Origin of the sequence: Bacteroides ihuae, assembly GCF_900104585.1 — a bacterium.
Classification (GTDB): domain Bacteria; phylum Bacteroidota; class Bacteroidia; order Bacteroidales; family Bacteroidaceae; genus Bacteroides; species Bacteroides ihuae.
This window is the reverse complement of record NZ_FNVX01000006.1, coordinates 371,166-386,855: the sequence shown is the minus strand read 5'-3', so window position 1 is coordinate 386,855 and position 15,690 is coordinate 371,166. Positions and strand designations below refer to the sequence as shown.

General features: G+C 37.2%; 12 protein-coding genes and 1 tRNA gene. 7 read left to right on the top strand and 6 right to left on the bottom strand.

Features of this window, described 5'->3' with window-relative positions:
* The first annotated feature begins 193 nt into the window (after nt 1-193).
* The 3 genes from BQ5338_RS12320 (at nt 194) to BQ5338_RS12305 (ending at nt 3,989) form a co-directional block, all read left to right on the top strand.
* Nucleotides 194-1,165 carry a hypothetical protein gene (locus tag BQ5338_RS12320; RefSeq protein ID WP_139265250.1) on the top strand — a complete coding sequence of 324 codons (972 nt, stop codon included), beginning with the start codon at nt 194-196 and terminating at the stop codon, nt 1,163-1,165.
* A 42-nt stretch (nt 1,166-1,207) separates the two neighbouring features.
* Nucleotides 1,208-1,699, top strand: coding sequence for a hypothetical protein (locus BQ5338_RS12315; protein ID WP_071147133.1), 492 nt, complete (start codon nt 1,208-1,210; stop codon nt 1,697-1,699).
* 1,288 nt (nt 1,700-2,987) lie between these two features.
* Complete coding sequence (locus tag BQ5338_RS12305; RefSeq protein ID WP_071147131.1) at nt 2,988-3,989, top strand: AI-2E family transporter; 1,002 nt, start codon at nt 2,988-2,990, stop codon at nt 3,987-3,989.
* Nucleotides 3,990-3,994: 5 nt separating this feature from the next.
* Here BQ5338_RS12305 and BQ5338_RS12300 read toward each other — a convergent pair whose 3' ends face one another.
* Nucleotides 3,995-5,236: a leucine-rich repeat domain-containing protein gene (locus tag BQ5338_RS12300; RefSeq protein ID WP_071147130.1), complete on the bottom strand. Its 1,242-nt coding sequence runs from the start codon at nt 5,234-5,236 to the stop codon at nt 3,995-3,997.
* Between the two features lie 277 nt (nt 5,237-5,513).
* Between BQ5338_RS12300 and BQ5338_RS12295 the strand changes: the two genes are divergently transcribed.
* On the top strand, nt 5,514-6,263 hold the full coding sequence (locus tag BQ5338_RS12295; RefSeq protein WP_139265249.1) for a hypothetical protein: 750 nt from the start codon (nt 5,514-5,516) through the stop codon (nt 6,261-6,263).
* A 251-nt stretch (nt 6,264-6,514) separates the two neighbouring features.
* Here the strand turns inward: BQ5338_RS12295 and BQ5338_RS12290 are convergent, their stop codons facing one another.
* The 3 genes from BQ5338_RS12290 to aroB all read right to left on the bottom strand — a co-directional run bounded on the left by BQ5338_RS12290 (nt 6,515) and on the right by aroB (nt 9,254).
* Nucleotides 6,515-7,804, bottom strand: coding sequence for a cytidylate kinase family protein (locus tag BQ5338_RS12290; protein WP_071147128.1), 1,290 nt, complete (start codon nt 7,802-7,804; stop codon nt 6,515-6,517).
* Between the two features lie 226 nt (nt 7,805-8,030).
* Nucleotides 8,031-8,105 (bottom strand) — tRNA-Pro (locus BQ5338_RS12285).
* An 87-nt stretch (nt 8,106-8,192) separates the two neighbouring features.
* On the bottom strand, nt 8,193-9,254 hold the full coding sequence (aroB, locus tag BQ5338_RS12280; protein ID WP_071147127.1) for a 3-dehydroquinate synthase: 1,062 nt from the start codon (nt 9,252-9,254) through the stop codon (nt 8,193-8,195).
* A gap of 160 nt (nt 9,255-9,414) precedes the next feature.
* Here aroB and BQ5338_RS12275 point away from each other — a divergent pair, with 160 nt between their 5' ends.
* The 3 genes from BQ5338_RS12275 to cls all read left to right on the top strand — a co-directional run bounded on the left by BQ5338_RS12275 (nt 9,415) and on the right by cls (nt 14,364).
* Complete coding sequence (locus BQ5338_RS12275; RefSeq protein ID WP_071147126.1) at nt 9,415-9,819, top strand: hypothetical protein; 405 nt, start codon at nt 9,415-9,417, stop codon at nt 9,817-9,819.
* A 75-nt stretch (nt 9,820-9,894) separates the two neighbouring features.
* Nucleotides 9,895-12,744, top strand: a complete 2,850-nt coding sequence (locus BQ5338_RS12270; RefSeq protein ID WP_071147860.1) for a TonB-dependent receptor — start codon at nt 9,895-9,897, stop codon at nt 12,742-12,744.
* 180 nt (nt 12,745-12,924) lie between these two features.
* The gene (cls, locus tag BQ5338_RS12265) at nt 12,925-14,364 is read left to right on the top strand and encodes a cardiolipin synthase (RefSeq protein WP_071147125.1); all 1,440 of its coding nucleotides are present in this window, start codon (nt 12,925-12,927) and stop codon (nt 14,362-14,364) included.
* On the opposite strand, the gene BQ5338_RS12260 is transcribed toward cls, so the two are convergent.
* Nucleotides 14,332-14,895, bottom strand: a complete 564-nt coding sequence (locus BQ5338_RS12260) for an RsmD family RNA methyltransferase (protein ID WP_071147124.1) — start codon at nt 14,893-14,895, stop codon at nt 14,332-14,334. The genes cls and BQ5338_RS12260 overlap by 33 nt on opposite strands.
* Nucleotides 14,883-15,680: a DUF3822 family protein gene (locus BQ5338_RS12255; protein ID WP_071147123.1), complete on the bottom strand. Its 798-nt coding sequence runs from the start codon at nt 15,678-15,680 to the stop codon at nt 14,883-14,885. Before BQ5338_RS12255 ends, BQ5338_RS12260 begins: the two co-directional genes overlap by 13 nt.
* Nucleotides 15,681-15,690: the final 10 nt, after the last annotated feature.

Below are 15,690 nucleotides of genomic sequence, written 5' to 3'. Positions count from 1 at the left end.
TTGTAAATAGATAATTGTAGCAATAATGCGTTGGCTTTTTATATAGACTATTTTGATGTTAATTTAAACTTATATTATAATGAAAAGGTATATTCTTATTGTATTAATGCTGTCATTCGTGGATTATACGTTTGCGCAAATTACTAGATTGAAAATTGAGGAGAAGAGATCTATTGTAGACTCCAATAAATGTATGAAAAAACGATTAATAGATACTATGCTTCTTACTGAACGCTATGACAGCTTACAAAATATAGATATTAGTAATGTGAGGAAACACATTGGGCAAACGATTTATTTAAGAGAAAATAACTTCTCAAAAGAGCGAGGAGGATATTCACATATGCATTTATATACTGTTCCCAAATTTGATGGCAGCAATTATCCTTTATACAAGGCAATTCCGTATAAAAACAATAATAATATTATGCATTGCAGCTATGATCAATTAAAATGTAAATCCTTTCTTGTAAATAAAATAATTTCTGGCCCAGAATCTTCAATATGGGCATTAGATAAAGGAAAAGCCTGTATAGAATTAATTGAAACTATTAGTAAAGACACTGTATACTTATACTATAACGATTTAGAACAAATCGTATTTTCATTATTCCTTACTCAAGGGTATTTTGAGAAAATGAAACAAGTTTATACTGGCAAAGATTATATTTATGTTAATAATCGGTCTTCAATAAATAAAGAGAAAAATGGACTTCGTAGTATTAATGATGGAAGTGAGAGGGCTGATATACCTACTGGAGTTAAATTAAAGTGTGTAGACATCGCCGTAAAAGAAGGCGGCGATAATGAGATAATAGCGATAATGGATAATCCCAAATATGGAAAATCTTTTGTTTGGCTTGACGATATTGCAGGAACTGATATTTCATTTAATAAATTTGAAACATTGGAAAAGCATAAGACAGATATTGCAGATAAACAAAAAATGGTAAAAAAATATGGTCAACAAAAAGCAAAACTAATTATTGAAGGGAAAGTTGAAATAGGTTTTAATAAGCAGATGTGTCGAGAATCTTGGGGAGAGCCAGATAATATAAATAAGACAATAGGAGGTTTTGGAACATACGAACAATGGGTTTATGGAGAGATAAATTGTAGCTATTTATATTTTGAAAATGGTTTATTAACTAGCATTCAAAATTAGTTATTTGTCATAATATGGTTAAAGGTAATAAACATTCTATATATGGTTAATCGTTGGAAACTAAAAGATATTCCGCACAAAGGGTGGATATTAGAAAATGTGTATGATGTTAGAAAAGATGGTCAATCGAAAGATGAAACCATCTATGAAAATTGTATGATGTGTGGGCACGAAAAAATCCGTTATGTACATGTTATTGTTCATCCAGATATTATCGAACAATATTTAGTGGGTTGCCAATGTGCTTCCAAACTTACAGGCGATTATGAAACTTCAAGATGCCTTGAGCGTAAGTTGAAAAAGAAAGCGACTCAGCGTACTAATTTTCTCAGACACAAATGGATTGTTAATCGCAATGGTAACAAATTTCTGAAGATGGATAGCCACTATATCCTTATCTATGAGAATGTAGAACACAAATATGCTGTTAAGATAGATAAAATATGGGGAAAGCAATCTTTTGAGACTATTGAAAGAGCAAAGGGAGCAGCCTTTAAAGGGATAGAGTTCTTTAAAGAGAATGGGATGTGGTAATCTAGATAAACTAAGATTAATGTAAATTAAATTTTTTATATTCAATATACGCATTTTTCTTAAGCATGGAATATGCGGATTACCGTGATATTCAGAAAGGTTTTCGTTTCTTGATAAGTCTTAATACCGAAGAATTCAAGCACTTCATTGAAAGTGCCAAATGTATAAAAATCGTCAAATGATAATTTTCGTTAATAAATTAATAGGTTTTGATATCTATTATGGTATGTGCTGTATGATACTAGAATTAATAAGAAGTCATAGCAATATGAAAATCCAATTAATTAAACCCTAATGGAAAGAAATGAAAATAAATGGATTATCAAACTTGGAAGGGAATGATAAATAACTCTTCTTAGTTTATTTCATCTTACTGTAATATGGCGATTTATTTATAAAGTATTATGATAAATAAACGAGAATCGTTTATTTACTAGCCTTCAAATTAGCTATATAGAGAATTGTTTTTTTGAGGATACAAATTAATCTTCTTAAGAAAAATGATTCGTTTGTTTTTTGTGCTTTATTTAATTCTTTCTATTTTTGCCAAATTATTTATAGACTATAACTTAACTATTATGAAGAATTTATTATTTATCATTTCTATTCTTTTATTTGTTTCTTGTGAGAATAGTGAGGAAAATCCCGTTAAATTAAACAATACCCAAATAGGGATTGAAAAGATTACTCTAAATTGAAAGGATTATGTACCCAACTCCGACAACTTTTTAATTACCACGGATGATCTGAAATTAACCAATGCATCAATCCTCTGGGAGAGTGCTACTGTGGAGTATTCTTGGATTTCAACGGAAGAACTTTCATCAGTCTCAGTAACTTGTAGCAACCCAACTGCGTACGTAGATGTTAGATGGCAAGAAACTAACCAGCTCTGGAAGATCTATACGATAACAATAACTACTACAGTGCCTGATGCTAAAGTCACCTATACTATTGTGGATGTTTTGACGTCAGGGAAATAGGGCCTTGTAGCAAGGCTATGGGCTTTTTGCTTGTATTCTTTCAAACTTTAGCGGTTTGAAAGAATAGCTTTTTTATTATAATCTATCTCATTAAAAGGTTTTAAACATCTCGGATTCGGACTTTCTTACTTTGGCAAGATGTTGTTGATGATCTTCTTTGTGGCAATAGCCGAGGGTATCAATCACAGATATGCTTACTAATAATCAGCTAAAGATTATAATATGATATTAACCTGAGAATGAGAAAAAACTCTATATTTGCACATAGTCTCAAATGATGGTAATAGATATAAAAAAGTAACCCTATGACTGAAAAAGAACGCTATTGGAAATATTCTCTGATTGTTATTGTACTAGCTCTGGGAGCACTTTTGTTCTTTGAACTTGCACCCTATCTGAGTGGCATATTAGGAGCTTTTACCATCTATATTATGCTACGAGGTCAGTTGATTTATCTCACAGAAAAGAGACGAATGAAACGTAGCTTAGTGGCAATACTTCTTTTATTAGAATCTATTCTCTGTTTTCTGATACCTTTATCTCTATTTGTATGGCTGGTTTTAACCAGATTGGAAGGTATAAATCTTGACGAGGCCGCACTTGTTAGCTCTGCTCAGCATGTTGCTGATTTGGTGCAGGAAAAAACCGGTTATGATGTACTTGTTAAGGATAATATAACATCTGCAATTAATTTTCTGACTCAAATAGGACAGAGTTTTATGGCCGGCTTAGGTAGTTTTGTGATGAATCTGTTTATCATGGTTTTTGTTCTTTTTTTTATGTTGCTTGGCGGCAATAAGATGGAAAAATACACTTATAGTTTACTGCCATTTAGCGATAAGAATAAGCAATATGTGTTGAGAGAGATTAATTTGATCGTAAGGTCGAATGCACTTGGCATTCCTTTGTTGGCTTTAATACAAGGAGGAGTGGCTACAATTGGTTATCTTGTTCTTGGAGTTCCCAATGCTTTCTTTTTTGGAGTTATAACTTGCTTCGTCACGATTATCCCTATGCTGGGAACTGGTCTGGTTTGGTTCCCGCTGTCGGTTTATTTAGCTTTGTTGGGCGATTGGCCACAGGCTATCGGATTGGCTGCTTATGGAATTATTGTCATTACGAATGTGGATAATCTCATACGCTTTATATTGCAGAAAAGAATGGCGGATATACATCCTTTGATCACTATCTTTGGCGTATTCATAGGGCTTTCGTTGTTTGGCTTTTTAGGAGTTATTTTTGGTCCACTGCTGCTTTCGGTATTCGTTCTCTGTGTTGATATGTGTAAGAAGGAGTATCTGGATTAAAAAAATCATTCTTCGATAACAGCCGAAAAATCTGTCCAACCTGCTGCATGGCAATAGGCTTCATGAACTCCTTTAGGTGTATATAATTTGCAGCGTTTTTTATCTACTCCGTTGAAAGCTCCCGGGGTTACGCTTGGTGGTACCAAAGCCTTGCAATGTATCTCAGTGAGTGCAGAGCAGTCTTTAAAAGCATGATAACCAATGCTGTTGAGGCTATCCGGAAGAATGACTGCGTTTAGTGCGGTACAGCCATGAAAGGTGTTGTCTTCAATGGAGGTTATGCCGCTAGGCAGGGTGACAAATGAGAGGCTTGAACAACCAAAGAACGTTGCTTCACCAATAAAAATAACACTACTGGGGATGATGATGTCGGTTAGTTTGGGGCAGTCATAAAAAGCCCATCCTTCTATAGACGTTAAGTTGCTGGGAAGATAAACTGAAGCTAATTCGGAACAATCCATAAAGGCATTCTCGCAGATAGAAAGGATGCTATCGGGAAGAATAATAGCAGGTAAAGCTGTGCACCCTCTGAATGTTTGGTCGCCAATAGAAGTGATGCTATTAGGAAGGGTGACAGAGGTCAATGCTGCGCAGTTTCTGAATGTCTGGTCACCAATAGAAGTTACACCATTGGAAATATGGATTGAAACGATTCCGGCACAATCCTTAAATGCTTGGTCGCCAATAATAGTTACTTTATCAGGGATGCTAAGAGATGCCACTCCTGAACAACCAAGAAATGCAGTCTCACCAATATTCGTTACATCTTTACCTATCGTTAACGTGGTTAATCCAGAGCAGTTTGAGAATGCACTTCTACCAATACTTCCGTTAGGAATAGTGACGGATGCTAATCCTGTACAACTCTCAAATGCACTGTTTTCGATCGAGGTTACACTTTTTGGAATAGTAATCTCTATGAGTCCGGTACAATCTGAAAATGCTTTTTTCCCAATGCTCTTGACGGTGTTAGGTATGGATACAGATGATATCGTCTCAAAACCGGATAACATATAATCAGGGATTTCATCTTTGGTGATAGAGGTATACTCTTTCTGTTTGTTGCAAAAACGCCCACCTTCTACTATGCTAGCGTCTGTAAGATTGAGAGTCGATAAATTTGTAATGCTACGTATAGTCGCAATATCATCTCCATTAATTTTTCCGGTGATAGTAAAGAGCGTATTTATATTTGTTTGAGTATTGAGGAGTGTGCCTAAATTGCCAGCCGTAACATTTATCTTCATAATAATTAATTGTAATATCCCTATTCCTTATGGTTGAAGCTTCTTTATCCATGGGACTTGTGCAAATTTAGTAAAAAGAAGATTATAACGTTGTAGAACGCCCATCTTTCTGCTTTAATAGCTTAAAATGAAGGTTCAATTTTCGTTTATCGACGCAGTACTAATTCAATTATGATACAAATAAATTGTTAATTACGCTTAACGCTGTTATATTTGTGTAACAATTGCGCTAAAGAAAGAGTCTAATTAATTATTGATTAATTTAAACTTATGTATCATGAGAAAAATTCGTTGCACCCTTCTTTGTTTTGTGGGATATCTGTTTGTTTGTGTCAGTGTTAATGCTCAAGTAGGTTCTGTCCGTCTTACCGTAGAGCTACCAGGTATTGGTATTCAAAAAGATTCTGCTATATTTGTTGCTGGCTCTTTTAATGCTTGGAATCCGCAAGATAGTAGCTATTGTATGAAACGGGTTGATAACAATCATTATACTCTGGAGATCCCTTGCTTCTATAATAAGAAATATGAATACAAGTATACATTGGGCAGTTGGGAAGGTGTTGAAAGAACTGAAGATGGAAAGACGGATATTAATAATCGAATGTTTACTGCCCGTAAGAGACTGAAAATAAAAGATCAGGTGGCACAATGGAATATTCCTACGCCTGTTATGGTGAAGGATACTACCAATCAATTAACTACAAAGCAGATAGAACTATTGTCTACTTTGAAAGATTCCATAGAGAAAGCGAAACCGGTTATTGTAAATCGTTTGGTAGAGGTCATTCAAAAGATGAATCAAAATTTGCTGGCCGAGCAACCTAGTGATGCGCTTAATAATCAGTATAGTGAAGAGCTTGGAGATGCTTTAGGATCTATTTTCGTGTCTCTTGGAGATGTGTTTAAGCAAATGGCTCAAATACTGACTCCCGAGCAGAAGCAAAAGATTCGTGATGCAATGAAGGAACCAAATGCGCCGATGGATCTTCCTAATCTCATTGGTAAATTAGTACCCGAAAATAGATAACAATTCATTATAAGATATAGAATTTGTCACGGCTCAGTCACGACTAAAAATTAAGAGGGCGTGTCAAAACTAAAATGACCATTCTAAAAAGTTACAGATTGTAACGAATATGCATAAAAGAGCCATATCAAACTCCATTTCTGAATAATGATATGGCTCTTCTCTTTGTTGATAAGGATAGTCAAGTCTCTGATTAAAAGTTATCCTTCTTTTAGCTGCTTGTGTGAGTGATTTTTTACGAATATTATCAACTAATCAATCAATTTATGCAAAGCATGGATAATCAACAGGGCAGATTTCTTAGGGGCAAATAAAGAACTGTCAATAGTTAGACTGTAGTTACTTGCCATACCCCAGAGTCGATGAGTGTAGTGCTTGCAATAATTGCCTCTTTCTCGGTCTGTTCTTTCCAGTTCTTTTTCGGCTATATCGGGAGCAATGCCATACTCTTTGATGATACGCTCCATCCTGAAATTCTTCCCGGCATGAATAAAGATATTGAAACAGTTTGGATTACTTTTTAAAACATAATCGGCGCAACGACCTACAATAACACACGGCTCTTTTTTGCAGATATCTCTTATAACTTTGCTTTGCACCATGAATAAGGTGTTGAGCGGTGGCATCTCTTCATTCACATAAGCATAGTTCTGTTCGTAAAGATCGAATAATAAACTGTTAGCTAATTTTTGTTCGTGCTCTTTTACATACTCTGGCGTTAGACCACTCTCTGCTGCTGATAGATCAATTAGCTTCGTGTCATAGAAAGAAATACCTAACTCTTTAGCTATGATTTCGCCAATCTCATGGCCGCCACTACCAAATTCACGGGCAATCGTAATAATGATTCTCTTTTCTTGATTAGCAGTATTCATTTGTTCACCTACTCCTTCTTTTTCTGTGCTGACTAACGAATCAATAAATTTGAAATTCTTATTATAGAATCGTGCAATGGTACCTACTAACAGAGCTGCGGCAATGGTTCCTTCGCGTATACCTTCCAATTTGTGAAGCAGGATAAAAGAGCTAACGACTCCAATTATAACTAAGCTAGCATCAACGCCTACTTTTGCTTTTCCAAATTCTGTGTGGAAAGCTTTGGATATGGCAATCGATAATCCTTCTCCGGCAAGATAGGTAACGTTGGCTTTTACTTCAAGAAATACTCCAAATGCAATAATTACGCAACTAAGCAGACATAGAACCCATTGGTAGATGTAATTTGACGTTTGAAGATCTGATAGCAAGAACATGGCGAAGTCGATAAAGAATCCAAAGATGAGAGCTACTGGTAGTTGTATTAGTTGCATTAGTTGATACTCTTTCCTGAGTAATATGATCTGCAGTAGGATCATTAATACATTGACAATGATTGATAATAGTCCTACAGTCATTGGGAAGCCTAGGCTATAAACGTATGGTACGCAAGAAACAGGCGATGTTCCCAGGTTGGCTTTTATGGATAGCGCTACTCCAATAGCCATGATAAATAATCCTATTACTAAAGCAATGCACCTTTTCAGCAGTTTATCCTTTTTCATTCAAATACTTCCTAATTTATAGAGTCGTTATGCCTGGAGATTTCAGGTTTTAATAAATATATGTTAGTCTAGGTATTGTTTCAGCTAAGGTTTAAAAAGAATCTCTTTAGCACCAAACTTGATGATACTTTTGTTACTTTTACAAAGTTGAGATTGCTATTAGTAAAAGAGAATAAAGAAAAAAGCATTTACAAGATGTTTCTTGTAAATGCTTTACACTCAGCAGTCGGGGTGAGAAGATTCGAACTTCCGACCACACGCCCCCCAGACGCGTACTCTAACCGGGCTGAGCTACACCCCGAATTCGGAGCTCAAAGTTACAATTTCATTTTGAAACTCCAAACATTATGCGCCCTTTTTATGCGTTTTCTTCGGTTTAGCAGCTCTTTCATACTCCCATGCACTCGCGATAGAAGTCGAACATTTCGAAGATTTCGTTCTTATTCGCTGTCTGATTGATACTTACATTCCCTATCTCTTTCAATAAGGTGAAGTTGATAACGCCTGCTGTATTTTTCTTGTCGTGTTGCATATATTCATACAGACGGTCGTAGTTGTTGCAGTCGATGATAAAAGTGCCGTAATTCTCTTTGATGAATTGGATGGTTTGCCGCATTTTGTCTTTAGGAAAGCCAGCTTTGATGTGCGAGAGGTATAGCTCGCACACAATACCCCAAGCTACGGCGTATCCGTGGAGCACATGGCGATCTTCGGCAAGGGCGAGACTCTCAAAAGCATGGCCAACGGTGTGCCCGAGGTTAAGTGCTTTACGGATGCCGTGTTCAAAGGGATCTTGCTCCACAATATCTTCTTTCACCTGAACGGATTGACCAACGAGTTGCTTGAGGTAGGCGTAATCGATCTGTTCGGTTGGAAAAGAAAGTAGCTCGGCCCAATGAGCGGTGTTGCTGATGAGACCATGCTTCAACATTTCAGCATATCCTGAAAAAAAGTTGTCAGAGTCTAAACTGCGAAGAAAGTCTGTTTCGATAAGTACGCAACTTGCCGGAGCAAACGCTCCAATCTCATTTTTTAGTCCATTGAAATTGATACCGGTTTTACCTCCTACAGAGGCATCTACCATGGCAAGGAGTGTAGTTGGAATGTTAATATAGTTAATTCCTCGCTTAAAGGTTGCGGCGGCAAATCCTCCCAAGTCAGTTACCATTCCTCCGCCTACATTGATTAAGAGGGAATGTCGACTGGCTCCTTTTTCGCTCAACGTTTGCCATACGCTAGCTAGAGTCTCGAGGGTTTTATGGGTGTCTTCAGCTCCGATAATAATCTCTTCGGCGGCTTTTAAGGATGAAACGTGTTTGAGTGAAGGCATGCACAGGTCGGTAGTGTGCTCATCGGTCAAGATAAACAATTTATCGTGCGGGCTTTTTTCAATGGCACGTGCGAGACTTGTTTCGAGACTTTCACATAGGATGACATCTTGTTTGCTCATAATTTAGGAATGGTTTCTTTGTATGCAAAGATAGGATTTATGAAGCAGAACTTAAAGCACAGAACTTAAAAAAGCAAAATCCTCCTCCATAAATGCATCTAACCATACTACTTTTATAAACAAACAAGTATCTTTGTACCAATAACTTAATGAAAAGATTATGAAAGCGATGTTGCCTGTTTTTTGCCGTCCATTGGGATATGTTATCCTAATGTTATCTCTATTTATCCCGTTTTTGTTAGTGATGCAAGGTGCGGTGACTGATAGTAACTTGCTGTTCTATAAAGAATGTACCAAGCTATTGATGATGCTAGGTGCATTGATGATTCTTTTGGCCTTGACTAAACATGAGTCGCCAGAGACAGATCGGATACGTGTGAATGCGATGAGATATGCTGTATTTTTCACTATTATTGTTATTTTCGGAGGGATGCTTTATCGGGTTGCGGTTGGCGATTTAATCTCTGTTGATACTTCTTCTTTTCTTACTTTTTTGATTATGAATATAATTTGCCTAGAGTATGGCATTAAGAAAGTGACTGTAGACAAACTTTTTAAAAGATAATTGCAGTATTGATTAAACCTTTTGAGCAATTGTTTGTCAAAAATGCAATTGTTATCAATCAATACACGCTGGCTAATGAGAAAAATTATCGTTGGGATGGTACTACTTGTAGGTGCCATGTCCGCTTTCGCACAAAACAAAAACATAACAGTATCGGGAAGGGTTATCGAAATAGATACGAAAGACCCGGTGGAACAAGCTACCATTCGCTTATTATCTTTACCTGATAGTGCATACGTCACAGGGGGAGTAACACAAGCCAGGGGGCGCTTTGCCTTACCAAAAGTAAAATCAGGAAAATATGTCTTGGTGATTTCTTACATTGGCTTGCGGACAAAGAATATTCCTTTGCAACTTTCAGTCTCTGATCTGACAAAAAATGTGGGTGTTGTAGCTTTGAATACGGATGCTATTCTGCTAAAAGAAGCAGTTGTAACAGCTGAAGCTCCTCAGGTAACGGTGTCTGAAGATACTTTAGTATATAATTCTTCGGCTTATCGTGTGCCACAAGGATCAATGCTAGAGGAATTAGTGAAGAAGTTGCCCGGTGCGGAAGTTGCCGAAGATGGAACGATCACCATCAATGGAAAAACGATTAAGAAAATTATGGTGAACGGCAAAGAATTCTTTACGAAAGATCCTAAAGTAGCTATGAAGAATCTGCCTGTGGAAATGATTGATAAGATTAAATCTTATGATAAAAAGTCGGACCTTGCACGTATTACAGGTATTGATGATGGTGAAGAAGAAGCGGTAATTGATCTTTCTATCAAGAAAGGGATGAATCAAGGATGGTTTGGTAACTTAGATGCGGGCTATGGTAACAAGGAACGTTATCTGGGAAAGGTTATGTTGAATCGTTTTTCTGATGGAGATCAGTTGAGTGTATTGGCGAATGCAAACAATATAAATGACCAAGGCTTTCCGGGTGGTGGAGGATTTCGCCGTGGTGGTGGATCTAATAGTGGCGTTAATGCTGTTAAAACGACAGGTTTAAATTTTGCTACGGAAACGAGTAAACTACAATTGGGAGGGAGTGTCGATTATAGCCATTCTGATAAAGATGTAAAAACAAGCAGCCAGTCTGAAACATTTCTGCAAAGTGGTTCTTCTTTCTCTAAAGGTTTGAATAGCCAACTAAATAAATCAGAAGCCGTGAATGCCGACTTCCAAATTGAATGGAAGCCGGATAGTTTGACGAACATAATCTTTCGTCCTTCTTTCTCTTATTCTTCAGGAGATAATCTTTCTAATTCTCATTCTCTGATGTCTGATACGGACAATCTTTTGCAATATGCGCTCAATGAGTCGTTATTTACACAGACTGTTGATATTGATGATTTAGTGAACTATAATCTACGAAAGTCGTCTAGCTTAACTAAAGGTGTTTCTACAGACGGAAACTTGCAGATTAACCGTAAGCTGAATAATAAAGGGCGAAACATAACATTGAGGATGTCTTATGGATACAGCGATGATAATTCGGATCAATACTCTTATTCAAAAATTCGTTATTTTAAAACAGGTTCAGTTACTGAGCAGGATCAGTATATCGATAATGTGAACAATGGATACAATTATCGGATTCAGGCAACATATAGTGAACCGGTATTTACAAAGCGTTTTTTGCAGTTCAGCTATAGTTATCAACATAAGTATCAGAAGACGGATAAGAATACCTATGACTATAGAGATCAAGCAAACTATTTGGATAACCGTCTTGATTCACTAAGTAAATTTTATGAGAATACGTATGATACGCATGAATTCAATGTATCTTTAAAGACTATGCGTGAAAAATATCAATACAATATTGGTTTTAGTGTACAACCTCAGAGTTCTACTACCAGTTATGAGCAGGGAAAAATAAAGGTGGACACGACTCGCAATGTGGTTAATCTTTCCCCAACATTCGATTATAGGTATCGTTTTAATAAACAGACTCAATTACGCATTAATTATCGGGGAAGAACTTCACAGCCTAGCATGACCGACCTGTTGCCTATAACGGATAATTCTGATCCGCTAAATGTGAAAGAGGGTAATCCCTCACTGAAGCCGTCGTACAGTAACAACTTCATGCTTTTTTATAATACGTTTCTACCCGAAACGCAACGAAGTATGATGCTTCGGCTTAGTTTTACGAATACAATTAATAGTGTGAACAATATGGTTACCTATAACGAACAAACTGGAGGTAAAACAACTAAGCCAGAGAATATAAGCGGAAATTGGTCGACAAATGGAGGATTTGTGTTCAATACTCCATTAAAGAATAAGAAGTTTACTCTTTCTACTTTCTCGGACGGATCATATAATAACATGGTTAGTTATACCAGTTTAACCAATGCGGATGCGGTGAAGAATACAACACGTAGTTTAAACCTTTCGGAGAGATTGAATGGAACTTTTCGTAATGACTGGTTTGAATTTGGCTTGAATGCTGGGATACAATATAATGTTTCAAAAAATTCTTTGCAATCACAAGCTAATAAGGAAACATTTGACTACTCTTTTGGTGCCAGTACGAATATCACATTGCCTTGGAGTGTAACTCTTGCTACGGATGGATCCTATAGCATGAGGAATGGTTATAGTTCAGGTCTTGACCGTAATGAACTTATCTGGAATGCTCAAGTGGCTAAGAACTTTCTCAAGAAAAAGCAGGCTACTATTAGTTTCCAGATATATGATATATTGAAAGAACAGAGTAATTTATCGCGCAGCATCTCTGCAAGTATGAGGCAGGATACGGAGTATAATGCAATAAATAGTTATTTCATGGTTCACTTTATCTATCGTTTGAACGTCTTTGGAGGAAATAAAGGAAGAGGAAATATGGATCGCCATGGTGGTCCTGGTGGCCCTGGTGGACCGCCACGAGGCATGGGGGGGCGTGGCGGCTTCGGTGGTCGTCCATTTTAAAAACCAGTTAATTCAAATAGTGCAAAGTGCATCACAAAATGTACTTCGCCAGTCCCGGACTTAGTAATTCTTTGTCCGGGATTTTTTTGCTCTAAGAACAGTGCATTTCTTCTCTTTGCTTTGCCTTGTCCGATATTATTTGTACATTTGTTACTCTATCTAAATCTGAATATTTGCCAAATGATTGATTGGACTTCTTTCTTGAGCCAGACTGCTAAAATTGTATTCGATTTGATGTATTTCGGAGCAATCATTGGAACAATTGTTGTTGTTGTGCTCGATAATCGTAATCCGGTGAAGACTATCGCTTGGGTCTTGATTTTGACATTTTTGCCGTTGGTAGGGTTGGTCTTTTATTTTTTCTTTGGTAGGAGTACACGCCGCGAACGAATAATCGGGAAGAAAATATATAATCGTTTGATGAAGAAGCCAATGGCTGAGTATCTGGCACAAGACAAATGTGAATTTCCTGATGAATACGCCCGTTTGATTCAGCTATTTAAGGAGACGAATCAAGCTCTTCCTTTTGAAGGCAATAGAGTGGTAGCATATACCGATGGCTATGCCAAATTGCAGGCCCTGCTTTGCGAGTTGAACAAGGCAAAGCATCATATACATATGGAGTATTATATTATTGAAGATGATGCAGTAGGTCGATTGGTACGTGATGTGTTGATAGATAAGGCTCGCAGCGGTGTGGAAGTGAGAGTAATATACGATGATGTGGGGTGCTGGCATGTGCCACATCGCTTTTTTGAAGAGATGAAGGATGCCGGCATAGAGGTGCGAGCATTCTTAAAAGTACGGTTTCCACTGTTTACCAGTAAAGTGAATTATCGTAATCATCGAAAAATAGTGGTTATAGATGGTAAGGTCGGCTTTGTTGGCGGGATGAATCTCGCTGAAAGATATGTACGAGGATTTACTTGGGGAATATGGCGGGATACACACATCTTGATAGAAGGTAAGGCTGTGCATGGATTGCAAACAGCTTTCCTTGTAGACTGGTATTTTGTAGATCGCTCAATTCTTAGTTCTTCTCAATACTTCCCGCGAATAGAACCATGTGGCAAGGCTTTGGCTCAAATTGTAACGAGCGATCCTATTGGCCCTTGGAAAGAGATAATGCAGGGCTTAACGATGGCTCTTTTGGGTGCGAAGAAGTACTTTTATATGCAGACTCCTTATTTTCTTCCAACGGAATCTATTTTGGCAGCTATGCAGACGGCAGCTCTGGCAGGAGTAGATGTTCGCTTGATGTTGCCAAAGCGTGCAGATAACCGGATTACTCATTCAGGTTCTTGTTCTTACTTGGCAGATGTGTTAAGAGCAGGTGTGAAAGTTTACTTTTATAAGAAAGGCTTTTTGCATTCAAAGCTAATGGTGTCGGACGATTTGTTTTCGACTGTAGGATCTACAAATCTGGATTTTCGTAGTTTTGAACATAACTTTGAGATAAATGCCTTTATGTATGATACTGAAACAGCCCTAAACATGAAAGAGATCTTTATGCAAGATCAGCGATCTTGTTCACAGGTTTTTCTGAAAAAATGGCTGAAACGTCCATTCCGAAAAAGAGCGGTAGAATCAGTCCTTCGGCTCCTCTCCCCGCTGCTTTGATGAGAAGAAGGAGAAGTTTACACTACCGTATATTCTTCTTTCAAGAAAATGAGGATGTGTTTCAAAGTTGTTTTTTTTCCCATGTTCAAGAACGAATAATCCTTCTTCTTTTAGTAGTTCATTCTTAAAGATTAGATCTGGAATTGTTTCTAACTCTTTCAATTCATAGGGGGGATCTGCAAAAATGAAATCAAACTTTTCTTTGGTTCTGTTGACGAACTTAAACACATCTCCACGGATAGGAAGGCATTTGTCTGTTTTTACATCTTGCATCACTTTAGTGATAAAAGCATGATGTGCTCCCTCTTTCTCAATGCTGATCACTTTGTCGCAACCACGAGAGATAAGCTCTAAGCTGATTCCGCCAGTTCCTGAAAACAGATCAAGAGCTGATATACCATCGGTAAAATCGATATGGTTGGCGAGTACATTGAACAGATTCTCTTTGGCAAAGTCCGTTGTTGGACGTGCCTTGAAATTTTGAGGAATATCAAATCTCCTTCTTCTATAAATGCCGCTTATAACTCGCATAATGTTAATGTTTGAATGTCTGTAAATACACTTTGAGGAATAATAAAAACTTGTGAAATGAACTTTCGTAGTTCCTGAGTGAGTTTGTCTTTATCCTTTATTGTTCCGGTGAGATGGAGCTCATCTCTTTCTTGGTTTAAACTTAATTGCTTCCAGACATACAATAAATAATAGATGCGATCTTCTGTTTGCTTACATTCAAAAGAATTGGCCAATAATAGATGTCCCCGTTCGTAGCAATAGATATCCATTGTATTCTCTTGTACGCAAGCATACATCTTTTTGCTATTTCCTAATCGGCTTTTTGCTGAGAAATACTCTGATATAGGCGCGGATTGAGAATAGAATTTAGCATGAGGATATTGCTCGCAGAGAAACTGGTGAGTACTTTTATCCATGCCAAATATTACAGCTATATTATTTTTCTTCAATATGTTGTAAAGTATAATCTCGTTTTCTCTCTTTGAATGGTTATGATAAAATATCATCTCAGTCTGTTCGTCTTCAAATAACTCAAAAGGAATCATGATGAAGCGCTTCCCTGCCATTACAATATTGATTCGTTTGTAAGAATGGCTTAGAAAACCTGATTCACGAAATATTTGTTTGAGGTTAGCTGTGAGAGAGAGTAGGGGATCGATTTGGACTCTAGTAAGAAAGGTCTCTCCTTCATGAAGAGGGTTGTACACAGAAAAAGAAAATCCATCCGTACTAAGACGGATGGATAGTGTATATTGATCCGATTTACTAAAATCGATGTTTTCTATTATTGCTCTTTCGGGCATGTCTCTTGTT